We start from the raw sequence: 21,867 nt of genomic DNA, 5'->3' as shown, positions 1-21,867 counted from the left end.
CGCCGATAACCATGGCGCCGATCATCAGAGATGCACGCACGGAGGATTGGCCGCGGATCTGGCCGTTCTGGCACTGGATAGCCGCGGCGGGCGAGACGATCGCCTGGGACCCGGACACCGAGTCGGAACAGGCCGAACGCATCTGGATGGCGCAGCCGCCCGTGCGGGTGTTCGTGGCCGAGGAAGGCGGGCGCATCGTCGGATCGGCGCAGCTGAGGCCGAACTACGGGCCGATCAGCCGGGTCGCGAACGCCACCTTCCTCGTCGACCCGGAGTGCGGCGGCCGGGGTCTCGGCAGGCGTCTGGCCCAGCACGTGCTGGACGCGGCACGCGGGCACGGGTACCGGGCGATGGTGTTCAACGCCGTGGTGGAGACCAACGTGGGTGCGGTCCACCTGTACCACTCGATGGGTTTCCGCACGCTCGCCACGGTTCCCCGTGCCTTCGACCATCCCCGACTCGGACCGGTCGGGATGCACGTCATGCACTTGGAGCTGTGAGCGCCTACTTGCCCCCGCGCGCCATTCTGAGGACGTCGAGTGCCTCGTCGAGCTGGGCCTCGGTGAGCTTGCCGTTCGCCACGTGGCCGCGTTCGAGCACCACTTCCCGGATCGTCCTGCGCTCCTTCAGCGCCTGCTTCGCGACGGCGGCCGCTTCCTCGTAGCCGATGTAGGAGTTCAGCGGCGTCACGATCGACGGCGAGCCTTCCGCGTACTCCCGCGCCTGCTCCACATTGGCCTGCACGCCGGCGAAGACCTTGTCCGCCAGCAACCTCGACACGGCCGCGAGCAGGCGGGTGGACTCGAGCACGTTGCGGGCGATCACCGGCAGGTTCACGTTGAGCTGGAAGTTGCCCTGCGCGCCGGCGAAGGCCACCGCGGCGTCGTTGCCGATCACCTGGGCGACCACCTGCAGCGTGGCCTCGGGGATGACCGGGTTGACCTTGCCCGGCATGATCGACGACCCGGGCTGCAGATCGGGCAGGGCCAGCTCGCCGAGACCGGTGCGTGGCCCCGAACCCAGCCATCGCAGGTCGTTCGCGATCTTGTTCAGCGACACGGCGACGGTGCGCAACTGCCCCGAGGCCTCGACGACGCCGTCCTGGGTGGCCTGCGCCTCGAAGTGGTCGCGCGCCTCGGTCAGCGGCAGATTCGTCACCTTCGCCAGCTCGCCTGCCACCGCGTTGCCGAAACCGTCGGGCGCGTTAAGGCCGGAGCCGACCGCGGTGCCGCCGATCGGCAGCTCACCGAGCCGCGGCAGGCAGCCACGCAGCCGTTCCATGCCGAAGCGGACCTGCGCCGCCCACGCGCCCGCTTCCTGCCCCAGGGTGATCGGCACCGCGTCCATCAGGTGCGTCCGGCCAGACTTCACCACTTCGGCCCACTCCGCGGCCCGTCCCTCGATCGTCTCGGCGAGGTGCTCCAGCGCCGGAATCAGGTCCGTCAGCACGGCCTCGGTCGCCGCGACGTGAATGGTCGTGGGAAACGTGTCGTTGGACGACTGGGAGGCGTTGACGTCGTCGTTCGGGTGCACGTCCCGCCCCAGAGCGCGACTGGCCAGTGTGGCGATGACCTCGTTCGCGTTCATGTTGGACGAGGTGCCGGACCCGGTCTGGAAGACGTCGATCGGGAAGTGCTCGTCGTGCCTGCCCTCGGCCACCTCGTCGGCCGCCGTCGCGATGGCCGCGGCCACCTCGCCGTCGAGGACGCCAAGGCGGGCGTTCACCCGCGCCGCAGCCGCCTTGAGCAGGCCGAGCGCACGAATCTGGGCGCGTTCCAGGCCACGGCCGGAGATCGGGAAGTTCTCCACGGCCCGCTGGGTCTGCGCGCGGTACAGGGCCGCGGCCGGGACCTTCACCTCGCCCATCGTGTCGTGTTCGATCCGAAATTCCTGTTCAGCCATAGGGCCAGTCTGGCCCAACCGCGATTCGGTCGCCCGGTGGTGTTGAGCACTTGCCCGCCCGTCGCCCGGCCACCGCCCCCCAAGGAGACGCTTCGCGTCATAGCCCGCCCGTCGCCCGGCCACCGCCCCCCATCGAGACGCTTCGCGTCATAGTGTTGGTTGTGACGGCTGCCACCCACCACAGGCGGAAGGACCACCGAATGAGCACACCCGAGGATCTGTCCGTCGACATCGTCATCGTCGGAGCGGGCCCCACCGGTCTATTCGCCGGTTACTACGCGGGCTTCCGCGGTCTGACGATGGCCATTGTGGACTCCCTGCCGGAGTCAGGTGGTCAGGTGACCGCCATGTACCCGGAGAAGATGATCTACGACGTTGGCGGATTCCCCGCAGTGCGCGGCCGCGACCTGGTCAAGGGGCTCGTCGAGCAGGTCGCCCCGTGGAAACCGATCTACCTGCTCGGGCGCAAGGCCGAGGGGCTGGCTCAGGTGGACGACGGCGTCGAGCTCACGTTGGACGGCGGACAGCGGGTGCGGGCGGGCGCGGTGCTCGTCACCGCGGGCATCGGCGAGTTCACCCCCCGCCCCCTGCCCGCGGGCGACGGCTGGCTGGGGCGCGGCATGGTGCATTTCGTGCCGGCGCTCGACGCGCACCAGGGACAGGACGTCGTGGTCGTCGGGGGTGGCGACTCCGCGTTCGACTGGGCACTCGCCCTGCGTCCGATCGCCTCCAGCGTCACCCTCGTGCACCGGCGAGCGCGCTTCCGCGCCGCGGAGTCGATCGTCCGGGAGGTGCGGGACCTCGGCGTCCGGATCATCACCGACGCGGAGGTCACGGAGTTGCGTGGCGGCGACGACGGTGGGCTCGCCGAGGTGACGCTGGAGATCAAGGGCGGGCAGCAGGAGGTGCTGCCCGCGCAGTCCGTCGTGGCAGCACTCGGGTTCACCGCCGACCTCGGGCCGATCGAGAACTGGGGGCTGGAGATCGACCATCGCTCCATCGCCGTCGACTCCACAATGGCGACGGCACGGGAACGGGTGTACGCCGCGGGTGACGTCGCCGCCTATCCCGGCAAGGTCAAACTCATCGCCACGGGCTTCGGCGAGGCCGCCACCGCGGTGAACAACATCGCGGTGCTGCTCAACCCCGACGCCCACCTGTTCCCCGGGCATTCGAGCAACGTCGAGTGAACTCGCGACGGACTATGCCGCGGGTGCCGTCGCCGGCTCGGGGGCCGGCTCGGGTTCCGGCGGCGCCATTTGCTCTGTGATCCACTGGGAGTAGGCGGTGGCCGAGGTGTAGATCGAGGGCGCAGTAGCGCAGGTCCGGTCCCCGTTGCCCGGTCTGCTGGTCAGGCCGAGTACCTCCCACCGGCCCTCCTCCACCTTCCGCAGGGCAGGCCCGCCGGAGTCGCCGTAGCACGATCCAGCGTCGCCGCCGGGGTTGTCGACACACAGTTCCGCGGCGTCATCGAACTCGGCGGTGCAGAGTTTGCTCTCCACCAGGGAGGTGTCCAACTGCTGCAGTTGCACCGGACTCTCCCCACAGCCCTCGGTCGGGCAGGTCTGACCCCAGCCGAGAATGCGCGCGGCCGTGCCCACCTCTGTCGTTGTGGCGATGGGCGCGGGCGTGGCCTCCGCGGGTTCGGTGAGTCGCACCAGTGCGAGGTCGCCACCCGCGCCCTCGGGGTCGTAGGCCTGGTGCACGATGATCTCCGCGGCCTCGCGGAGTTCTCCGCCCTGCGAGCGGTCCGCGCTGCCGATCCGGGCACTGACGGCTCGGGGTTTCCTGCCGTCCACGCAGTGCGCCGCCGTGAGCACCCAGGTGGGCGACAGGAGCGAACCGCCACAGAAGTGCTGCCCGGAGCGGGTCTGTATGGACACCATGAACGGGTACGGCTCATCGGCGGCGGTCCCGCCGATGATCAGTGGCTGGACCGCCGCCGCCTGCTGGACACCCGTCGAGATCAGCCCCAGTGTCACCGCCAGCGCGACGGCGGCCCTGCTGCGCCGGACCGCCATCAGGGCAGTGGCGGGACGACGTCGCCGTTCTCGTCCAGGCTGCCGTCGAAGTCCACCGACGAGTACGAGCGGAGCTTCGTCAGCCGGTGATAGCCGTCGATCAGCCGGACGGTGCCAGACTTGGAACGCATCACGATCGACTGAGTGGTCGCGCCGCCCGCCCGGTAGTGCACTCCGCGCAGCAGATCGCCGTCGGTCACGCCCGTCGCGCAGAAGAAGACGTTGTCCCCACGGACGAGGTCGTCGGTGCTCAGCACCCGGTCCAGGTCGTGGCCCGCCGCGAGTGCCTTCTCCCGCTCGGCGTCGTCCTTCGGCCACAACCGGCCCTGCAGCTCACCGCCGAGGCACTTCATCGCGCATGCCGCGATGATCCCCTCCGGTGTGCCGCCTATGCCGAGCAGCATGTCCACACCGGTCGTGGGGCGGGCCGCGGCGATGGCACCTGCGACGTCACCGTCGGAGATGAACCGGATGCGCGCGCCTGCCTCGCGGACCTCCTTGACGATCTGCTCGTGCCGAGGCCGGTCCAGGATGCAGACCGTGACGTCGGAAACGCCGCTGTGCTTGGCCTTGGCGACCCGGCGGATGTTCTCCGCGATGGGCGCGGACAGGTCCACCGTGCCAGCGGCCTCCGGGCCGACGGCGAGTTTCTCCATGTAGAACACAGCGGACGGGTCGAACATGGCGCCGCGCTCCGCGACCGCCAGTACAGCCAGCGCGTTGGGCATGCCCTTGGCCATCAGCGTGGTGCCGTCGATCGGGTCCACGGCCACATCACAGTCGGGACCGTCGCCGTTGCCGACCTCCTCGCCGTTGAACAGCATGGGCGCCTCGTCCTTCTCGCCCTCGCCGATCACCACGACACCGCGCATCGACACCGTGCCGACGAGCTGGCGCATCGCGTCGACGGCCGCGCCGTCCCCGCCGATCTTGTCGCCCTTGCCGACCCAGCGCCCCGCGGCCATCGATGCCGCTTCGGTGACCCTGACCAGCTCCATCGCCAGGTTGCGGTCCGGCGCTTCCCTGAGTCGGGGCGTGCTGCTGGACTGTCCTGCGGTGGACATGGTGCCTCCCGGTTCGCTGTGCTCGGAGTGCACTGATTCTCTCAGAGCCAGTTTGAAAACGCGCGACACGATCGACTCGGCTGTGCTCGGACATGAAGTGGAATGGTCGCCGCCGCAGGTCGTGTGCCCCGCCTCCCCGCTCGTGGGCTTCGCCACACGCGCGTTCTTGGGCGCGGAGCGCCTCCGTTTGGGTGGTGGTGGGAGACGGGCGGGCACGTTCTTTCACTCACCACCGCAGGTCAGTCCAGTTCTCAGACGCCCTTCCAGATACAACGGCAGGCGCACGCTCAGACGAGCATGGCGAGAGTCACCCTGTGTTCGCGGCGGTTCCGTTGGAGCCTTCGGCGCCCCCCGTGTCCTCCGCGTCCTCGACGGAGGCCAGGGCGGCCTCGATCCGCTCGCGCGCTCCGTCGAGATGCCGTTCGCACAGTTTGGCCAGCTCCTCGCCGCGTTCCCAGAGCGCGAGCGACTCCTCGAGCGAGAGTCCGCCCGCCTCGAGGCCGCGTACGACTTCGATGAGCTGATCACGGGCCTGCTCGTAGCCGAGTTCCGCGGTCTCGCCTTCGGGTGCGCTGTCGGTCACTGTGTCGGACTCCGGGTGTGCTGAGGGGGCTGGATCTCGCCGAGTGGGCGAGTGCCGCACACTACCGCGCTGGCCATCGCGTGGTCGTACCCGATGAAGGCCATGGCGAACTCCTGCCCGTCACCGTCGGCGATCGCGTCCTCGATGTGGACCTGCGACTGCGCGACCCGGCGACGGTGGGTCGCGCCGTCGTTGAACCACCAGTGCGTGCCGACGTAGAGGGAGGTCGCCTCGGACAACTGGCGCAGCCGGGGGCGGAGCCCCCAGCGCACGGTGGAATCACAGCCCGCGAGCAGTGCTGTCCAGCACCTGCCCGCCGCGGCGTCGGCCTCCTCGGCGCGGTGGCGCAGCACGAGTGCGCGGTTGTGGTCGGGACCGGTGCGCGACAGCCGCAGGGCCGCTTCGGTCGTCAGTGGGAGGAAGGTGGTCGTGCGTGCCGGGGATGGCAACGGCGTCACGAGCTGTGGCTGCGGTGCTTGGGGTCTGTGCCGTGGCGGCAACGCTTCTTCCTCCTTCCTCTGGCCGGTCGTGCGGATCTCACTCGCCGGTCTCGCCGTTCGCGATCGCATGGGTGACGCCGTCAGCCATGCGAACGCGAAGCGGAGTTCCCTCCGCGACTTCAGAGACCGACCGGAGTACCCGGAGGTTGCCTTCAGGGTCGGAATACTGCACGATCGCGTACCCCCTGGCCAACGTCGCCGCGGGGCCGAGTGCGGCCAGCCGGGCTCGCGCGGAGGTCAGGGCCGCCTGTTCTCTGGTCAGCACCGTCATCATCGCCCGCGTGCCGCGCTGCGCCTGCAACGCGACTTCGTCGGAGCGCCGTTGGATGGGGCCGAGCGGGTCGGCCAGCGCGGGCCTGCTGCGCAGCTGGTCGAGCAGCCTGCACTGGGTGTCCACCCAGCCGTGCAGTGCGCGGCGTGCGCGATCACGCATCTGGTGTACCCGCTCGGTCTCCTCCCGGACATCGGGCACGATCCGTTTGCCCGCGTCGGTGGGAGTGGAACAACGCAGATCGGCGACGTGATCGAGGAGTGGCGTGTCGGGCTCGTGGCCGATCGCGCTCACGATGGGAGTGCGGGCCGAGGAGACCGCCCGGCACAGCGCCTCGTCGGAGAACGGCAGCAGGTCCTCGACGCTGCCTCCGCCCCGCGCGATGACGATGACGTCGATATCCGGGTCGGAATCCAATTTGGACAGTGCTCGGAGAATCTGCGGAACGGCCTGCGCGCCCTGTACCGCCGTGTTGATGACCTGGAACCGGGCGGCGGGCCAGCGGGCGCTGGTGTTCACCAGCACATCCCGCTCGGCGGCCGAGGCACGCCCGGTGATCAGGCCGATCCCCTTCGGCAGGAACGGCGGCCTCCGCTTGCGTTCCACCGCGAACAGACCCTCGGCGGCCAGCAGCTTGCGCAACCGCTCGATCCTGGCGAGCAGTTCACCGATTCCGACCGCGCGGATCTCGTTGGCCCGCAGGCTCAAGGTGCCCCTGCCGAGGAAGAATGTCGGCTTGGCGTGCACGACCACACTGGCGCCCTCGCGCAGCGGGGGCTCGACCGAACGCAGGATCCGCATCGGGCAGGTGACCGTCATCGAGACGTCCGCGGACGGGTCGCGCAGGGTGAGGAACGCCGTCTGCGTTCCCTGCCGGGCCGAGATCTGGGTCAGCTGACCCTCCACCCACACCGCGCCGAGCCGGTGGATCCAGTCCGCGATCTTCCTGGCCACGGTACGGACCGGCCAGGGGTTTTCCGCGCTATGTCCGGTGTTCTCGCGTGCCGACTGTTCCGTGCCGCTGCTCACCGCTCCGTCGAGCCCTCGGCACCGGTGTTGCCCGTCCCGCGCACGTTCCCGATCCGCCGCGCCAGCATTCCGACGAACGAAGGGCGGTCGGCGTGCGCGCGTTCGTAGGCCAGCAGCTCCTCGAGCTGTTCCAGGCTCAGGTGCCGCAGCCGGGCCCTGACCTGGGGCAGTGTGAGCTCGTCGTAGTTGCTCAGTCCGGCGGGGCCGCCGGATTCCGCGGACTGCGAGTCGGTCGCCCGCGGCTCGGGTGCGGCGGTGTCGAACGGAGCACTGTCGAACTCACCTTCGGAGTGCTCCTGTGCCAGCGCGCGTTCCTCCCTGGTCCAAGGATCCTCGTCCTGCTCGGAATCCGGCCGTTCGGTGGGGTCGGGAGTACTGCTGGGCCGGTGGCCGTTGTTCTCCACGGCGGCGCTGGTTACCGAACGCTCCGGCTCGGTCACGCTCGGGTTCCGGTCGAGTGGAGTGACGTTCTGGAACCCCGGGGCGGGCGCCGTGAGGTCGGTCTCGTCCTCATCGAAGGTCGCCCAGCTCGGCGTCTCCTCGACCGGGCGCAGCACGGACAGGGCGTCATCGCCCTTGATGGCCAGTTCGGTGATGTGCTGCTGCACACGCATCGATGCCTGTAGCACCTGGCTCGCGACCGTCACGGGGAACCCGGCGACGTGCTTCGGCAGCTCGCGAACCCGTTCGGCGGTGGTGACGGCGAGGCCCGCGGCGACCCGTAGCGGGAACGGGAGAGACTTCATGGCCCCTAGCCTGCCGTACATACCCCATCCTGCCCAACCGGCAGGGCGAGGTGTCGGCAGATGGTGACCCGCCGCACAACAGCCACAACGGCCCGCGCTCACCCGCTCCCGTGTCCACTACGGCCCGTACCCTGGACGGCATGAGTGCAGCGAGCCCCGGAATCGAGCCAGCCACCGACGTGTCGATCGGTGGGCGCCCGGACGGATCCCCGGCGAAGGGCAAGCGTGTCCTGCTGGCAAAGCCACGCGGCTACTGCGCAGGTGTGGACCGTGCTGTGATCGCGGTGGAAAAGGCGCTGGAGCTGTATGGCCCGCCGGTGTACGTGCGCAAGGAGATCGTGCACAACCGGCACGTGGTGGACACTTTGCGAGAGCGCGGGGTGATTTTCGTGGAGGAGACCTCGGAGGTGCCGGAAGGTGCCCTGGTCGTCTTCTCCGCCCACGGCGTTTCCCCAGCGGTGCACACGGAGGCCGAGGAGCGCAACCTGCGCACGATCGACGCCACCTGTCCGTTGGTGACGAAGGTGCACAAGGAGGTCACCCGGTTCGCCAAGGACGACTACGACATCCTGCTGATCGGTCACGAGGGGCACGAGGAGGTCGAGGGCACCGCAGGTGAGGCCCCCGACCGCGTGCAACTGGTGGACACGGCCGAGGACGTCGGCAAGGTGGACGTCCGCGATCCTTCGAAGGTCATCTGGCTGTCGCAGACGACGCTGAGTGTCGACGAGACCATGGAGCGGGTGGACCAGCTGAAGGAGCGGTTCCCGCAGATCTCCGACCCGCCGAGTGACGACATCTGTTACGCGACCACCAACCGCCAGGTCGCCGTCAAGGCGATGGCCGCCGAGTGTGACCTGGTGCTCGTCGTCGGCTCGACCAACTCCTCGAACTCCAAGCGGCTGGTCGAGGTCGCGCTGAAGGCGGGGGCGCGCGATGCCCACCTGATCGACTTCGCCCGCGAGGTCGACGAGACGTGGCTGGACGGCGTGGAGACGGTCGGAGTCACCAGTGGTGCCTCGGTTCCCGACGTGCTGGTGATGGAACTGCTCGAGTGGCTCGCCGAGCGTGGCTGGGCCGACGTCGAGGAGGTCACCACCGCCAACGAGAAGATCGCCTTCGCGCTGCCGAGGGAACTCCGCAAGGCCGAAGGTGGCGCCCCCAGCAGCGTGCGCTGAGCCGCACAGGGATGTCCCCAATGTGGCATTGGGGAACTTGAGCGTCCCCAATGCCACATTGGGGACATCCACCCCGGGCCGACGGACGGACTAGCGGGCGGACCTCGGCGGGGGCTCGTCGTTCCACGGCCTGCCCCTGGGGGGTCGTCCACCCGGCTCCGGGCCACGACGTGGTGCGTCCGGTCGCCCGCCTCTCGGGGCGTCACCTCGCGGCGGAGTCCTGCGTGGCCGCCCCGAGCCGGGTGAATCCGGCGTGCCCTCAGCTCGCGGTCGCCGCTCTGCGCCGGGCTGGCGCGGCTGCCGTGGTTTGCGTGCGCCGGGATCCCGCGGCGCCTTTCCGCTCTCCCGCTCGGCGGGCCTGCCACGCGGGTCGTCCTGGCCTCGCCGACGTGCCGGTTCACCCGCACCGCGCCCCTCGGTGGCCTGCCGTCCCCGGCCTTCCCCGCGTCTCGGCGCGTCCGGGCGGCCGTCCGCGGGTGCGGGCTTGCCCTTGCGTGGCGGCACCGTCGAGCCCTGGCCGGGCTTTCCGGCTGCCTTGGCGGCAGCGGCGGCCTTGTCCGGGGCAGCCTTGCGCGACTTCGGCTCCTTCGCGGCCTTGGGCTCCGGCTTGCTCGCGCGTTTGCCGCTCGAGCGGACCTTCACCGGGGCGTCCGGGTCCCGCTCGCGGTAGAGGCGGAAGATGCCGATGGCCAATGTCACGCCGGTCGTGATCGCCATGGTCGGAAAGCCGTTGATCAGCGGAGTTCCGATGGCCAGTGCCTTGGCGAGGGTGTCGCTGTTCTCCGGCAGACCGGAGCCGAGCAACACGATCGCCGGGACTGTGAACCCGAGAACGAGTGGCGGCTGGACCATCGGCCCGAACAGGTTGCGCCTGCGGACCGCGGCGACGGCGGCCACCGAGCCGACGAAGTAGCAGCCCTGGAACAGAACACCCAGCGAGTCCTGCATCTGCAGGTTCATCCCCGCGCCCAGGATGGCGAGGCCGAACGCCAGCAGCACCGCACCCCACCAGGGCAGGCCGCGCCGGTCGCCGAAAATGGGCAGTTCGTCCCACGGTACCTCTGTGTCGTCGGCTTCCGCGTCGTTCTGTGCGTCGCGAATATCGATCACAACGTCCCGCCGGAGCCGGACGGACACCAACCCGACGAAAGCCGCACGGCCATCCCAAGGGCCCCACGAGAGCCGTGTGGACGAGGCCCGGGCAACGGGAGCTCTCGGCCGGCTCTCGGATCTGATCTACTCGGGCAGGCGGACGTGCGCATACGCGTCACCGTATCCGGTTCGTGCGTGTGCGCGGGTGCCACTCCGAAAGCTGTCCGATTTCGCACCCGGGAGCGTGACGCGGGCACGTCTGCTGGCCCGATGCTGACCTGGGAAAACGGGCGCTGGACGGTCAGCTGGCGGCGATCTCGTCTCCCTTCCTGATCGTGGGGAGTGCCGACGGGCTGCCCGACGCCTCCGTCAGTGGGGCGACCGACGCCCGGAAGCTCTCCAGTGCGTCCAGTTCCCTACGGCGTGCCGACAGGAACCGCTGCAGGTGCGTGGCGGACAGGTTGACGGCGTCCACCGCGTTGCCGGCCGCCCGGTGCGCGGATGCGGCCCGGTTGCGCACGTTCTCCACGTCCTCCACGAGCGCGCGCTCACTCGCCGCGAACAGGGCGCCGGAGGCGATCACCGCGAAACCGGTGGGTCCGCAGAGGAACACCCGGCGATCGAGCATCCAGCGCAGGAGTTCCGGATCGGTGTCGAGCGCGGCCACCACCGCGGCGTCGGACGGGACGAACATGATCGTTCCGTAGATCGCGTCGGCCCACCGCTGATATCCCTTGGCCGCCAGTTCGGTCGCCCGCGAGCGCAGGTTCCGCACGTGCACCCGGAGTGCGTCCAGCCGCTCCGCGGCGTCGTCGGTCTCCACGGCCTCGGCCCAGCACGCCATGCTCGCCTTGGCGTCGACCGGCACGCTGCGGTCACCGCCGACCCTGAGCACCATGTCCGGTTTGGCCGCTCCACCGCCCGCGAGGTCGGTCTGCACGGTGAAGTGCAGGCCCTCGCGCAGGCCCAGCGCCCGCGCGGTCTCCACCAGTACCTGTTCCCCGAGTTCGCCCCGCCCGCTGATCGAGGCGAACGCCACCTCGTAGCGGCGCAACGCGGCCTGCTGCTCGTCCACCCTGGAGCGTTCGAGGTCGACCTGTTTCGCCGCGGCATCCGCCCGTCGCACGCTGTCGGTGTACAACCGCCACAACAGGAACACCGCGGCCGCCAGCAGCAACGCCACAACCACCGCCGCTGTGCTGAGCACCGTCGAACCCACCGGTGCGCTCCCCTCTGTTCGTAGTCTGGCCGGTCGCCTGTGGGCATCATGGCCGACGGCACCGACAGAAAGCTCGTCGCCCGAAACTCGAACACACGTTCCAGCTACCCTCTCGGGGTGTCTGCGCCATTCCGTCGGCGCTGGCCCCTAACTTGGGGCTCGTGAGAATTCTGCACACCTCCGACTGGCACGTGGGGCGGACGTTCCACGGCGCGGATCTGCTCGCCGAGCAGGACGCGGTGCTCGCGCACCTCGCGGAGGTCGTGACGAAGGAACGTGTCGACGTGGTGGCCGTCGCGGGCGACATCTACGACCGCGCGGTCCCTTCCGCGGACGCGGTGCGAGTCGCGACCGGGGCGCTGTCCCGGCTCAGGGACGCGGGTGCGCAGCTGGTGATCACGTCCGGCAACCACGACTCCGCCGCGCGGCTCGGCGCGTTTGCCGAATTCGCCGCGGCGGGCGGTCTGCACCTGCGGACGACCATCGACGGCCTGCGGGAACCCGCGCTGATCGAGGACGAGCACGGCCCGGTCGCCTGCTATGGCATCCCCTACCTGGAGCCGGAACCGGCACGGCACGCGCTTGGGGTCCCCGAGGCGAGGGGACACACCGGTGTGCTCACCGAGGCGATGCGCCGCGTCCGGGCCGACCTGGCGCAGCAGCCGAAGGGAACGCGGTCGGTGGTGCTCGCGCACGCCTTCGTCACCGGTGGCGCGGGCAGCGACTCCGAACGCACCATCGCGGTCGGCGGCGTGGAACAGGTGCCCGGCGCGGTCTTCGACGGCGTGGACTACGTCGCGCTCGGCCACCTGCACGGTCCGCAGACGCTGGCTCCGCACCTGCGCTACTCGGGCAGCCCGCTCGCGTACTCCTTCTCGGAGGCCGCGCAGCGGAAGTCCGCCTGGCTGGTGGACCTCGACGCGGACGGGCTCGCGGACGTGGCTCGGGTGGACCTTCCGGTGCCTCGGCGGCTGGCGACCGCGGAGGGCGATCTCGAGGATCTGCTCATCAGTGACGAGTTCGCGGGCCTCGTCGACTGCTACCTGTCGGTGACGCTCGTCGACCGGGTGCGCCCTGTCGACGCGATGCGCAGACTGCGCGAGCGCTTCCCGTTCGCCGTGCGGCTGGACTGGGCGCCGGAGGGCGGTTCCGGTGCCGAGCTGCGCTACGCGGAGGCGGTCAGGGGCAGGACCGACGCCGAGATCGCCGAGCGGTTTCTGGGCGACTGCCGCGGGTCCGCGCCGAGTGAGAGCGAGTTCGCGCTGCTCGAGCTGGCGCTGGAGGCCGCGGGTAAAGCCGAAGCGAGGCAGGAGTCATGAGGCTGCACCGGCTTGAGGTCGCGGCCTTCGGTCCCTACGTGCACCGGGAGACGGTGGACTTCGACGCGCTGGGCGCCGACGGCCTCTTCCTGCTGCACGGGGACACCGGCGCGGGGAAGACCACGCTGCTCGATGCGATCGCGTTCGCGCTGTTCGGCAAAGTGCCCGGGGCTCGGGGGCAGGACAAGCCACGCCTGCGCTGCGACCTGGCGGATGCGGAGTCGGTCACCGAGGTCGTGCTCGAACTCACGGTCCAGGGACAGCGGCTGCGGATCGTGCGCAGCCCCGAGTACCAGCGGCCCAAACGCAGGGGCGATGGAACCACCACGCAGCAGGCGAAGGCGTCGCTGACCTGGGTGGGGCCACCGCCGCAGGGACACCCCCAGGACGGGCTGACCAGGATCGACGAGGTCGCGCGCACCGTCCAGCGGCTGCTCGGCATGAGCGCGGAGCAGTTCTTCCAGGTCGTGCTGTTGCCGCAGGGTGAGTTCGCCCGCTTCCTCCGTGCCGACACGGCCGATCGGGAGCAGCTGCTGGAGCACCTTTTCGGCACTCGGCGCTTCGGCGACGTCGAGCGCTGGTTCCGCGAACTCCGTGTGCGCAGGGGCAGGGAGGTCGACGCGGGCAAACAGGCGGTCCGGGAGTGGACCGCACGCCTGGCGCAGGCGGCGGGGGAGGAACCCCCCGAAAACCCGGGAGCCCCGGGGGAGGAGTGGCTCACCGAGCTGCGGTCCAGGGTCGCCGGGCAGGTCGCCGAGGCGGAGAAGGCGGAACTCGTGGCGAACGAGTCCCGGGAGCGTGCGGATCGGGACCTGCAGGAGCGCCGGACGCTGGCGGAGCGGGTCCGCCGGGTCCGGGCGGCTCACGCGCGGCTTGCCGAGGTGGCCGAGCAGGCCGAAGACCGTGCCAGGTGGACGGCGGAGCTGGCCGCGGCCCGCCGCGCGGCGACGGTGACGGACGTGGCCGCCGAGGCCGACCGGCTCGAGGAACGGCTGCGCCAGGCTCGCCGTGCCGAGGAGGACCGGGTCCGCCTGGTCAGGGCAACGGCCGAAGACACCGAGGAGACCGCTGCCGAAGTGCCCGACCTGCGGGCGCGGGCTGGCGTGCTGCGCGAGGAGGCCGGGGCACTGGCCGGTCTGGTCGCGGAGGCGGAGCAACAGGACCACGACGAACGCCGAGTGGCGGAACTCGCCACCATGGCCGAGGAGGCCACCGCGCGCGCCGCCGCACTCGCGGCCGAGCGCGACGCCCTGCCGGAGCGGATACGTGGTCTCCGGACCGAACGGGACCGCGCCGCCGAGGCGGAGGTGGGCCTCGGCGGTCTTCGGCCCCGGGAGCAGGAACTGACCGCCTCGTTGGTGGAGGCGAACCGGTTGCCCGGGCTCACCGCCGAGCTGGAGCGGGCGGGCGAGGCCGAGCGGGCGGCCGTCGACGAGCACCAACGCGTCCGGCAGCAGCTGCTCGACCTGCGTGAGCACCGGCTCAACGGCATGGCCGCGGAACTCGCGGCACGGCTGGACAGCGGCTCACCGTGTCCGGTGTGCGGCTCGGCCGAACACCCCACTCCGGCGAAGCCGGTGGACGGTTCGGTCGGCGAGCAGGACGAACGCGCCGCGACCGAGTTGGAACAGGTCGCGGACCGGCGCAGGCAGCAGGCGGTCGCGGCCCGGCACGAGGCGGACGCCGCGCTCACGGCTGTGCGGGAACGACTCGCGGGGCGCACCGCGGAGGAGCTCGATCGGCTGCTCACGGAGGTCCGGGCCGAGATCGCCGGCCTGGCCGAAACGGCGGGGCGCAAGCCACACCTGGAGCGGGCGGTGGCCGAGGCCGAGGCGAAGGCCGAGGAGCTGAGCAGCCGGCGCGCGGAGGCCGAACGCCGGGCGGCGGCGGCGCACGCCGAGCGCACCTCACTGGCCGCCCAGGTCGAGGAACGTCGGCGCAGGCTCACCGCGGCCAGGGGCGAGCACGCCGACGTGGCCGCGAGGCGGGCGCACCTCGTGTCCGTGCTGGAGGCGCTGGAGGCGTTGGCCGAGGCGAGGTCGGCACGGCTCGGCGTCGAGGAACGGCTGGCGGAACAGCGCACGGCACTGCGGGAGGCGCTGGCGGCCGCCGAGTTCGACTCGGTGGAGTCGGCCCGGGAGGCCGCGCGACAACCGTCCGTACTGACGGAGCTGGAGCGCAGGCTCACCGAGGCACGCACGGCCGAGGCCGCTGCGCAGGCTGTGCTGGCCGAACCGGAACTCGCCTCGATCTCGCCGCACACCGAGGTCGACCTCGAGACCGCGGTCGCGGAGGCGAACCGGGCGCGGGCCGAGGCCGAGTCGGCGGTGTCCGCGCACCGGGCCGCCGTCCACCGGGAACGCAACGTGACCGAGCTGGCCGGGCACTACGCCGATGCTGTCACCGAACTCGGTCCGGCTGAGGCCGAGTACGCGGAGCTGGACGCGCTCACCGATGTCGTCAACGGCAAGGGGCAGAACAGCCGCAGGATGTCGCTGCGTTCGTATGTGCTCGCCGCCCGGCTCGAGGAGGTCGCCGTCGCGGCCACCGCCCGGCTCAGGACGATGAGCCAGGGGCGCTACTCGTTCGTCCACTCCGACGCGGCGGGCTCGCGTGGCACCAGGGGCGGGCTCGGGCTCGACGTCCTCGACGACTACTCCGGGTCGGTGCGTCCGGCCAAGACGCTGTCCGGCGGTGAGAGCTTCCTCGCGTCACTCGCGCTGGCCCTCGGCCTTGCCGACGTGGTCGCGGCGGAAACCGGTGGAGCACTGCTGGACACGCTGTTCGTCGACGAGGGGTTCGGCACGCTCGACGCCGAGACGCTCGACATCGTGATGGACGTGCTGGACGAGCTGCGGGCAGGTGGGCGCGTGGTCGGCCTCGTCTCCCATGTCGAGGAGCTGCGACAGCGGATCCCGACCCGGTTGCGCGTCCGCAAGGCCCGGGCCGGGTCCAGCCTCGAACTGGTGGCCTGACTCCGCTGCTGTCGGGCGGTCAGGCCGTTGCCTCGTGGTCGAGCAGCCAGCGCTTGGTCTGCAGGCCCCAGCGGAAGCCGCCGAGCGCGCCGCCGATGCGCAGCACGCGGTGGCAGGGGACGAAGAGCGCGGCCGCGTTGCGCGCACATGCGGCCGCTGCCGCGCGGATCGCGGCGGGCCTGCCCGCGAGCGCGGCGTAGTCGCTGTAGGTCACCGGCTTCCCGGCGGGCACCGTGCGCAGCACGTCCCAGGCCTGCTGCATGAACTCGCCGGAGCGCTGCCGCACCACGATCCCGTCCACGGCGTCGAGCTCACCCTGGTGGTACCGGCGGATGGCGGCGGTGACCTCGCCGAGGTCGCGTTTGCGGGACAGGTCGCCAGGCCGCAGGGACGGCGACATGACGGCGGTGAGCAGGTTCGGGTCGTCGGTCCAGCCGGAGCCCAGTACGGCACCGTCGGCGGCGACCACCGCGGTGAACGGGCCGATCGGTGTCGGCAGGGTGGACCAGTGTGCGGTACTCATCGTTCGCTTCTCCTGAAGGTCTGTTCGGCGAATTTCGGTCATTTGGTCTGCGCGCCCGCGCGCCACAGGTACATCCCGGCGTAGGCGCGCCAGGGGCGCCATGCCTGGGAATGCCCGGTGAGCCGGTCGGCGGGGATACCGAGAGCGGCGGCGCCCTTGCGCAGGATCAGGTCGCCGTCGAGGAGCACGTCGGGGTCGCCGAGCAGGCGCATCAGCACGTAGTCGGCGGTCCATGGCCCGACCCCGGGTGCGGCGAGCAGGTCGGCGCGCAACTCGGAGGCGTCCCGGCCCACGTGCAGGTCGAGGCTGCCTTCGGCGAGCATGCCAGCCACCTGGGTGATGGCCTCGATCCGCTTGCGCGGGCCGCGCAGCACGTCCGCGCCGCCCTCGGCGATCGCCAGTGGGGACGGGAACAGCAGGTGCGGAGTGTCCGTGGCGGCCTCGGTGACGTGCTCGCCCAGCGCGGCGGTGAGCCGGCCTGCCGCGGTACGGGCAGCGGCCACCGAGACCTGTTGTCCGAGCATGGCTCGCAGGACGAGTTCCGGGCCGTCCACCGCACCCGGAACTCGAATGCCCGGCGCCGCCATGACCAGCGGCGCCAGCAGTGGGTCGGTGATCAGCGTGGCGGCGACCGCGTCTGGGTCGGCGTCGAGATCCAGCAATCTGCGCATTCTGGACACCGCGCTGCCGAGGTCGCGGACGTCGGTGATCCGCAGGTCGCACTGGACGTGCCGGTCGGCGGGGGTGAGTCGGACGGTGCCGGTGCCGTACGGCAGGCGCAGGGTGCGGAGGTAGGCGTTGACCGCGCCGGTGTGCTCGTCCGTTTCGACCTGCTCGACCCCGGCCACCGCGCGCGTCGCGAGGAAGTCCAGTGTGCCCGGTGCGTCGAAGGGCGCCCGGAACGGCAGCCGCAGGGTCAGCCGGGTGGCGCGCTGCGTTCCGTCGCCGGTGATGTCCTCGCTCGCCCCGTTCCCCGGCCTGCGGGTTCCGGCGCGCAGTTGCGACGGGGTGGTGGCGAACACCTCCCGGATGGTGTCGTTGAACTGCCGGACGCTGGCAAAACCGGCCGCGAACGCGACGTCGGTCAGGGGAAGCGTGGATCGTTCGATCAGCAGCCGGGCGGAGTGCGCCCGGTGGGCCCTGGCCAGTGCCAGTGGGCCCGCGCCGAGTTCGGCGGTCAGCACTCGCCCCAGCTGGCGCTCGGAGTAGCCGAGCTGCCGGGCAAGGCCGGGGACGCCGTCCCGCTCGACGACGCCGTCGGAGATCAGCCGCATCGCGCGGGCGGCGAGGTCGGCGCGGATGTTCCACTCGGGGGAGCCGGGAACGGCGTCGGGCAGGCAGCGGCGGCAGGCGCGGTAGCCACCGGCCTGCGCGGCGGCCGAGGTCGGGAAGAACCGCACGTTCTGCGGCTTCGGTGTCAGCGCCGGGCAGGACGGACGGCAGTAGATGCCGGTGGTGCGCACCGCCGTGATGAACTGCCCGTCGAACCGCGAGTCGCGGGACATGACTGCCCGGTAGCAGCGCTCGGTGTCCCGCCAGATGCCCCGTGTGCCGGCGTACTCCACCGGTTCCGGTGCGATGCTCAGCTTTCCCATACCGTTGATACTGCCAGCAGGTGACGGCCTCGACTGGCGGAAATCCGACGCGACCGTCGACCCGCCGTCGACCCTGTATACAAGGAGAGCCAACCCAACGAGCACTTTCCCGGAAAGTGCTGCCCGGACCCTCGCACTTTCCCGGGAAAGTGCGAGGGGGCAAGCCCTCGACCAGCGTCGGGAGTTCCGCAGCCCCGCACTTTCCCGGGAAAGTGCGATTCGTGCGTGCGCAACTACCGCACTTTCCTGGGAAAGTGCGGGACTGGCGCACTGCGGGGAGCGGGGATTGTCACTACGGTCTCCGGTATGAGGTCTACTGCGCGTTCCCGGTCTGTACGTCTGTTCGCGGCCGCACTGGCGGCGGCCGGCTCCATCGGTTTTCTCGCTGCCTGTGACGAGACGTCCCCAGGGGAGGACGGCGGCACCCAGCAGGAGGACGGCGGCGGCGATCAGCAGAACGAAGACGGTGGTGACGACGAGGGCGAAGGCGGCGGAGGCGGCGACGAGGACGACGGCTGATCGAGCCGCGGTCGCCGCAACGTAGACTGCGCGGCCGTGAGCCTCACCCTCGGTATCGTCGGCCTGCCCAATGTCGGCAAGTCCACGTTGTTCAACGCGCTGACCCGGAACGACGCCCTCGCGGCGAACTACCCGTTCGCCACGATCGAGCCCAACGTCGGCGTGGTCCCGCTGCCGGATCCCCGCCTCGACAAGCTCGCCGAACTGTTCGCGTCGAGCAAGATCGTGCCCGCGGTGGTGTCCTTCGTGGACATCGCGGGCATCGTCAAGGGTGCCTCGGAGGGCGCCGGTCTCGGTAACAAGTTCCTGGCGAACATCCGCGAGGCCAACGCGATCTGCCAGGTGATCCGGGTCTTCGACGACCCGGACGTGGTGCACGTCGACGGCCAGATCGACCCGATTTCCGACATCGAGACGATCAACACCGAGCTCATCCTGGCCGACCTGCAGACGCTGGAGAAGGCGCTGCCGCGGATGGAGAAGGAAGCCAGGACCAAGAAGGAGAACCGGCCCGCGCTGGAGAACGCCCAGCGGGCCAAGGAGATCCTGGACGAGGGGCGCACGCTGTTCTCCGCGCAGAAGGAGATCGACGGCGAGCTCCTGCGCGAGCTGAGCCTGCTCACCACCAAGCCGTTCCTCTACGTGTTCAACGCCGACGAGGGTGTGCTGACCGACGAGGCACGCCGCGCGGAGCTGACCAAGATGGTCGCCCCCGCCGACGCCGTCTTCCTCGACGCGAAGGTCGAGTCCGAGCTGCTCGAACTCGACGACGAGGAGTCCGTCCGCGAGCTGCTGGAGTCCGTCGGGCAGGAGGAGCCGGGCCTGCACGCACTCGCCAGGGCGGGATTCCACACCCTCGGGCTGCAGACCTACCTCACGGCGGGCCCGAAGGAGGCCCGTGCGTGGACCGTGCCGAAGGGCGCGACCGCGCCACAGGCCGCGGGCGTCATCCACACCGACTTCGAGCGTGGCTTCATCAAGGCCGAGGTGGTCTCCTACGAGGACCTGGTCGAGGCGGGTTCGATGGCCACCGCCCGGGCCGCGGGCAAGGTGCGGATCGAGGGCAAGGACTACGTCATGCACGACGGCGACGTGGTGGAGTTCAGGTTCAACGTCTGATCTGGCGCGGTCAGGTCAGCGGTGGTGTCGCATCGGCGGCGCCGGCCTTGCTAAACGATTTCTACGCGTTCGCCGATCCTGTCATCGCTGGTGAAGTGACCGCCATGACCGGGAACTCGTCAGTGCGTGCCTGGCGCTGATTGTTGGCAGCCGGGCTGCGATCGGATTTCCGCCGGCGACTCACACCCGCGGCGCCGGTGCGGCACACCGCTGGTTACAGTGCGGCTTCAGGTGAACGTTCGCGCTGGTAGCGAGCGCGGTGAGGACATGATGGAGGGCGGGCGATGAAGCACATCCACGCGGGCAAGGTGCGTGACCTGTACGAGGACAGGGGCGACATCCTGCTCGTGGCGTCGGACCGGGTCTCGGTCTACGACGTCTCCCTGCCGACGCCGATCCCGGACAAGGGCGCGCTCCTGACCCAGCTGTCCGTGTGGTGGTTCGAACGGTTCGCCGGCATCGTGCCCAACCATCTGCTGTCGGCCACCGACGTGCCCGCCGAGTTCGCCGGACGGGCGATCAGGTGCAAGCGGCTCGAGATGGTCAAGGTCGAGTGCATCGCTCGCGGCCACCTCGCCGGTCTCGGCCTTCGCGAGTACCAGAAGTACGGCACGGTGTCCGGCGTGGCATTGCCAACCGGACTGGTCGAGGGGAGCAAGCTGCCCGAGCCGATCTTCACGCCGACGACGAAGGAATCCGACACCGGGCACGACGAGTTCATGACCTTTCAGGAAGTCGTCGACCAGGAGGGCCGCGAGACCGCGGAGCGGCTGCGGGATCTCACCCTGGAGATCTACAGCAGCGGCGCGGAGCACGCCGCCGACAAGGGAATCATCGTCGCCGACACCAAGTTCGAGTTCGGCCGGGATGCCGACGGCGTGCTCAACCTCGGCGACGAGGTGCTGACCTCGGACTCCTCCCGGTTCTGGCCCGCCGACCAGTGGGAGCCCGGCCGCCCGCAGTACGCGTTCGACAAGCAGTACGTCCGCGACTGGGCAGCGGGCACCGGCTGGGACAAGACCGCGCCCGGGCCGGAGGTGCCGGACGAGATCGTGCAGGCGACCAGGCAGCGCTACGCCGAGGTGTACGAGCGGATCACCGGGCAGACCTGGCAGTCGGCCGCCACCTAGCCCGCGGCGCCGAGCAGGATCACCAGCAGGAGGGTCACGGTCGTCGCGAACACCGCGACCCAGGCCTGCTGAGTGGGGGTGAGAGCGGGTGCGGTGCGATTCATGGCGGCGATCCCCTGCAGGTCGACGTGGCGTGTCGACGTTGACAACGCCACGATCATGACCGCCGTTAGCTCCGCGCTCACCTTGTGGCAGATATCACATCCCTCGCACTTTCCCGGGAAAGTGCGAAGCGGGGATCGGCACTTTCCCGGGAAAGTGCCGTCAGTGGTGTGAGTGGTCGCGGCTCTTCGCGGTGAACCACAGCACCGCTCCTGCCGCACCGATCATCAGCACGAAGGCGAAACCGCCGACGACGAACGCCTGCGTCTCCCCGCTCTGCTGCAGCGCGGCGCGCTCGCTCTGCTGTAGCGCGGGCGGCTGGCCGGTGGACGCCGCCGACGGCAGCGCCGATCCGAACAGGACCGCGAGCACGATACCCGCTGCCGCCACGAAGGCGGCGACCCGTCGAACCCCCGTCGCCACCGCGCCTGGTCGCTGTCCCCTGTGCACACTGTCGCTCATAGCGCTCCCTCCTCGCGTGTCTCCCATACGCGAAACGCACGAGCCCCCGACCTGTGTTGCCTCAGGTCGCCGAGATCACATCGCCGCGATGATCCCGTCGATCTCCGCCGCCATCGCGGTGTCCTTGCCGGTGAGACCACCTTCCGAATGTGTGCTCAACCGGAAGATCACGGTGCGCCAGCGGATGTCGATGTCCGGATGATGGTTCTCGTTCTCGGCGATCTCGGCGACGCGGTTCACCACCTGGATCGCCTGGGAGAAGCTCTCGAGCTTCGCGGTGCGCTCCAGTAGTTCGCCCTCCCTGGTCCAATCCGGGAGGTGCTCTAGCGCCTCGTTGATCGCGTCCTCGCTCAGTAATTCGGCCATGTCCCCCATGGTGGTGCCTACACAGGTACGCTGCACATTCGCCACGGGAGTCCGGCAACGCCGGGCTGAGAGGCGGGCGTCAGCCCGCGACCGTTCGCACCTGATCCGGATCATGCCGGCGCAGGGAGGGCTTGCCTCCTTGCCTTCGGTGG

22 protein-coding genes and 1 riboswitch are annotated in these 21,867 nt (G+C 70.4%); of the genes, 8 read left to right on the top strand and 14 right to left on the bottom strand.

From position 1 onward, the window contains the following. The first annotated feature begins 11 nt into the window (after nt 1-11). The gene (locus BM199_RS28320) at nt 12-500 is read left to right on the top strand and encodes a GNAT family N-acetyltransferase (RefSeq protein ID WP_091677898.1); all 489 of its coding nucleotides are present in this window, start codon (nt 12-14) and stop codon (nt 498-500) included. Nucleotides 501-504: 4 nt separating this feature from the next. Here the strand turns inward: BM199_RS28320 and BM199_RS28315 are convergent, their stop codons facing one another. Then, complete coding sequence (locus BM199_RS28315) at nt 505-1,902, bottom strand: class II fumarate hydratase (protein WP_091677895.1); 1,398 nt, start codon at nt 1,900-1,902, stop codon at nt 505-507. Nucleotides 1,903-2,102: 200 nt separating this feature from the next. On the opposite strand from BM199_RS28315, the gene BM199_RS28310 reads away from it, so the two are divergent. After that, nucleotides 2,103-3,092, top strand: a complete 990-nt coding sequence (locus BM199_RS28310) for an NAD(P)/FAD-dependent oxidoreductase (RefSeq protein WP_091677892.1) — start codon at nt 2,103-2,105, stop codon at nt 3,090-3,092. A 12-nt stretch (nt 3,093-3,104) separates the two neighbouring features. Here BM199_RS28310 and BM199_RS28305 read toward each other — a convergent pair whose 3' ends face one another. From BM199_RS28305 to BM199_RS28280, 6 genes are all read right to left on the bottom strand, one after another. Further along, nucleotides 3,105-3,923 carry a S1 family peptidase gene (locus BM199_RS28305; RefSeq protein ID WP_091677889.1) on the bottom strand — a complete coding sequence of 273 codons (819 nt, stop codon included), beginning with the start codon at nt 3,921-3,923 and terminating at the stop codon, nt 3,105-3,107. Beyond that, entirely contained in the window at nt 3,923-4,987 is a 1,065-nt protein-coding gene (glpX, locus tag BM199_RS28300; RefSeq protein WP_091677986.1) for a class II fructose-bisphosphatase, read from the bottom strand. The genes BM199_RS28305 and glpX overlap by 1 nt, the downstream gene beginning before the upstream one ends. Nucleotides 4,988-5,294: 307 nt before the next feature. Continuing rightward, nucleotides 5,295-5,570: an exodeoxyribonuclease VII small subunit gene (locus tag BM199_RS28295; protein WP_091677886.1), complete on the bottom strand. Its 276-nt coding sequence runs from the start codon at nt 5,568-5,570 to the stop codon at nt 5,295-5,297. After that, nucleotides 5,567-6,028: a hypothetical protein gene (locus BM199_RS28290; RefSeq protein WP_425425608.1), complete on the bottom strand. Its 462-nt coding sequence runs from the start codon at nt 6,026-6,028 to the stop codon at nt 5,567-5,569. Before BM199_RS28290 ends, BM199_RS28295 begins: the two co-directional genes overlap by 4 nt. Nucleotides 6,029-6,107: 79 nt before the next feature. After that, nucleotides 6,108-7,370: an exodeoxyribonuclease VII large subunit gene (xseA, locus tag BM199_RS28285; RefSeq protein WP_091677881.1), complete on the bottom strand. Its 1,263-nt coding sequence runs from the start codon at nt 7,368-7,370 to the stop codon at nt 6,108-6,110. Further along, nucleotides 7,367-8,116: a lipid droplet-associated protein gene (locus tag BM199_RS28280; protein ID WP_091677878.1), complete on the bottom strand. Its 750-nt coding sequence runs from the start codon at nt 8,114-8,116 to the stop codon at nt 7,367-7,369. Before BM199_RS28280 ends, xseA begins: the two co-directional genes overlap by 4 nt. Nucleotides 8,117-8,256: 140 nt before the next feature. Here BM199_RS28280 and BM199_RS28275 point away from each other — a divergent pair, with 140 nt between their 5' ends. Further along, nucleotides 8,257-9,294, top strand: coding sequence for a 4-hydroxy-3-methylbut-2-enyl diphosphate reductase (locus BM199_RS28275; protein WP_091677874.1), 1,038 nt, complete (start codon nt 8,257-8,259; stop codon nt 9,292-9,294). A 90-nt stretch (nt 9,295-9,384) separates the two neighbouring features. Here the strand turns inward: BM199_RS28275 and BM199_RS28270 are convergent, their stop codons facing one another. Both BM199_RS28270 and rmuC read right to left on the bottom strand, forming a co-directional pair. Next, nucleotides 9,385-10,431 carry a DUF6542 domain-containing protein gene (locus BM199_RS28270; protein WP_245788834.1) on the bottom strand — a complete coding sequence of 349 codons (1,047 nt, stop codon included), beginning with the start codon at nt 10,429-10,431 and terminating at the stop codon, nt 9,385-9,387. A 256-nt stretch (nt 10,432-10,687) separates the two neighbouring features. Continuing rightward, entirely contained in the window at nt 10,688-11,605 is a 918-nt protein-coding gene (rmuC, locus tag BM199_RS28265) for a DNA recombination protein RmuC (RefSeq protein WP_091677869.1), read from the bottom strand. 161 nt (nt 11,606-11,766) lie between these two features. Here rmuC and BM199_RS28260 point away from each other — a divergent pair, with 161 nt between their 5' ends. Next, complete coding sequence (locus BM199_RS28260) at nt 11,767-12,924, top strand: exonuclease SbcCD subunit D (RefSeq protein ID WP_177242832.1); 1,158 nt, start codon at nt 11,767-11,769, stop codon at nt 12,922-12,924. Next, entirely contained in the window at nt 12,921-15,899 is a 2,979-nt protein-coding gene (locus BM199_RS28255) for an AAA family ATPase (RefSeq protein WP_091677864.1), read from the top strand. The genes BM199_RS28260 and BM199_RS28255 overlap by 4 nt, the downstream gene beginning before the upstream one ends. Nucleotides 15,900-15,918: 19 nt before the next feature. Here the strand turns inward: BM199_RS28255 and BM199_RS28250 are convergent, their stop codons facing one another. Both BM199_RS28250 and BM199_RS28245 read right to left on the bottom strand, forming a co-directional pair. Continuing rightward, the gene (locus BM199_RS28250; RefSeq protein WP_091677862.1) at nt 15,919-16,422 is read right to left on the bottom strand and encodes a methylated-DNA--[protein]-cysteine S-methyltransferase; all 504 of its coding nucleotides are present in this window, start codon (nt 16,420-16,422) and stop codon (nt 15,919-15,921) included. A 38-nt stretch (nt 16,423-16,460) separates the two neighbouring features. Beyond that, complete coding sequence (locus BM199_RS28245; protein WP_091677859.1) at nt 16,461-18,017, bottom strand: AlkA N-terminal domain-containing protein; 1,557 nt, start codon at nt 18,015-18,017, stop codon at nt 16,461-16,463. A gap of 306 nt (nt 18,018-18,323) precedes the next feature. On the opposite strand from BM199_RS28245, the gene BM199_RS28240 reads away from it, so the two are divergent. The 3 genes from BM199_RS28240 to BM199_RS28230 all read left to right on the top strand — a co-directional run bounded on the left by BM199_RS28240 (nt 18,324) and on the right by BM199_RS28230 (nt 20,785). Then, nucleotides 18,324-18,536, top strand: a complete 213-nt coding sequence (locus BM199_RS28240; RefSeq protein ID WP_091677856.1) for a hypothetical protein — start codon at nt 18,324-18,326, stop codon at nt 18,534-18,536. Between the two features lie 36 nt (nt 18,537-18,572). After that, entirely contained in the window at nt 18,573-19,655 is a 1,083-nt protein-coding gene (ychF, locus tag BM199_RS28235; protein ID WP_091677853.1) for a redox-regulated ATPase YchF, read from the top strand. Nucleotides 19,656-19,939: 284 nt separating this feature from the next. Next, entirely contained in the window at nt 19,940-20,785 is an 846-nt protein-coding gene (locus BM199_RS28230) for a phosphoribosylaminoimidazolesuccinocarboxamide synthase (RefSeq protein ID WP_091677850.1), read from the top strand. Here BM199_RS28230 and BM199_RS33510 read toward each other — a convergent pair. From BM199_RS33510 to BM199_RS28220, 3 genes are all read right to left on the bottom strand, one after another. Then, nucleotides 20,782-20,970, bottom strand: a complete 189-nt coding sequence (locus BM199_RS33510; RefSeq protein ID WP_143101941.1) for a hypothetical protein — start codon at nt 20,968-20,970, stop codon at nt 20,782-20,784. The two genes, BM199_RS28230 and BM199_RS33510, sit on opposite strands and share 4 nt — an antisense overlap. 79 nt (nt 20,971-21,049) lie before the next feature. Continuing rightward, complete coding sequence (locus BM199_RS28225; RefSeq protein WP_143101940.1) at nt 21,050-21,349, bottom strand: hypothetical protein; 300 nt, start codon at nt 21,347-21,349, stop codon at nt 21,050-21,052. A 75-nt stretch (nt 21,350-21,424) separates the two neighbouring features. After that, nucleotides 21,425-21,715: a 4a-hydroxytetrahydrobiopterin dehydratase gene (locus BM199_RS28220; RefSeq protein ID WP_091677848.1), complete on the bottom strand. Its 291-nt coding sequence runs from the start codon at nt 21,713-21,715 to the stop codon at nt 21,425-21,427. A 33-nt stretch (nt 21,716-21,748) separates the two neighbouring features. Then, a riboswitch (TPP riboswitch) is annotated at nt 21,749-21,860 on the top strand. The last annotated feature ends 7 nt before the right edge of the window (nt 21,861-21,867 follow it).

Source organism: Amycolatopsis marina (assembly GCF_900111885.1).
GTDB classification, from domain to species: Bacteria; Actinomycetota; Actinomycetes; order Mycobacteriales; family Pseudonocardiaceae; genus Amycolatopsis; species Amycolatopsis marina.
This window is presented reverse-complemented; position numbering and strand designations above follow the sequence as displayed.

What these genes read in the sequence shown, in the direction of transcription:
- BM199_RS28320 (WP_091677898.1), top strand. Translation starts at nt 12, where the DNA reads ATGGCGCCGATCATCAGAGATGCACGCACGGAGGATTGGCCGCGGATC.
- BM199_RS28315 (WP_091677895.1), bottom strand. Translation starts at nt 1,902, where the DNA reads ATGGCTGAACAGGAATTTCGGATCGAACACGACACGATGGGCGAGGTG.
- BM199_RS28310 (WP_091677892.1), top strand. Translation starts at nt 2,103, where the DNA reads ATGAGCACACCCGAGGATCTGTCCGTCGACATCGTCATCGTCGGAGCG.
- BM199_RS28305 (WP_091677889.1), bottom strand. Translation starts at nt 3,923, where the DNA reads ATGGCGGTCCGGCGCAGCAGGGCCGCCGTCGCGCTGGCGGTGACACTG.
- glpX (WP_091677986.1), bottom strand. Translation starts at nt 4,987, where the DNA reads ATGTCCACCGCAGGACAGTCCAGCAGCACGCCCCGACTCAGGGAAGCG.
- BM199_RS28280 (WP_091677878.1), bottom strand. Translation starts at nt 8,116, where the DNA reads ATGAAGTCTCTCCCGTTCCCGCTACGGGTCGCCGCGGGCCTCGCCGTC.
- BM199_RS28275 (WP_091677874.1), top strand. Translation starts at nt 8,257, where the DNA reads ATGAGTGCAGCGAGCCCCGGAATCGAGCCAGCCACCGACGTGTCGATC.
- BM199_RS28255 (WP_091677864.1), top strand. Translation starts at nt 12,921, where the DNA reads ATGAGGCTGCACCGGCTTGAGGTCGCGGCCTTCGGTCCCTACGTGCAC.
- BM199_RS28250 (WP_091677862.1), bottom strand. Translation starts at nt 16,422, where the DNA reads ATGAGTACCGCACACTGGTCCACCCTGCCGACACCGATCGGCCCGTTC.
- BM199_RS28245 (WP_091677859.1), bottom strand. Translation starts at nt 18,017, where the DNA reads ATGGGAAAGCTGAGCATCGCACCGGAACCGGTGGAGTACGCCGGCACA.
- BM199_RS28240 (WP_091677856.1), top strand. Translation starts at nt 18,324, where the DNA reads ATGAGGTCTACTGCGCGTTCCCGGTCTGTACGTCTGTTCGCGGCCGCA.
- BM199_RS28230 (WP_091677850.1), top strand. Translation starts at nt 19,940, where the DNA reads ATGAAGCACATCCACGCGGGCAAGGTGCGTGACCTGTACGAGGACAGG.
- BM199_RS28225 (WP_143101940.1), bottom strand. Translation starts at nt 21,349, where the DNA reads ATGAGCGACAGTGTGCACAGGGGACAGCGACCAGGCGCGGTGGCGACG.
- BM199_RS28220 (WP_091677848.1), bottom strand. Translation starts at nt 21,715, where the DNA reads ATGGCCGAATTACTGAGCGAGGACGCGATCAACGAGGCGCTAGAGCAC.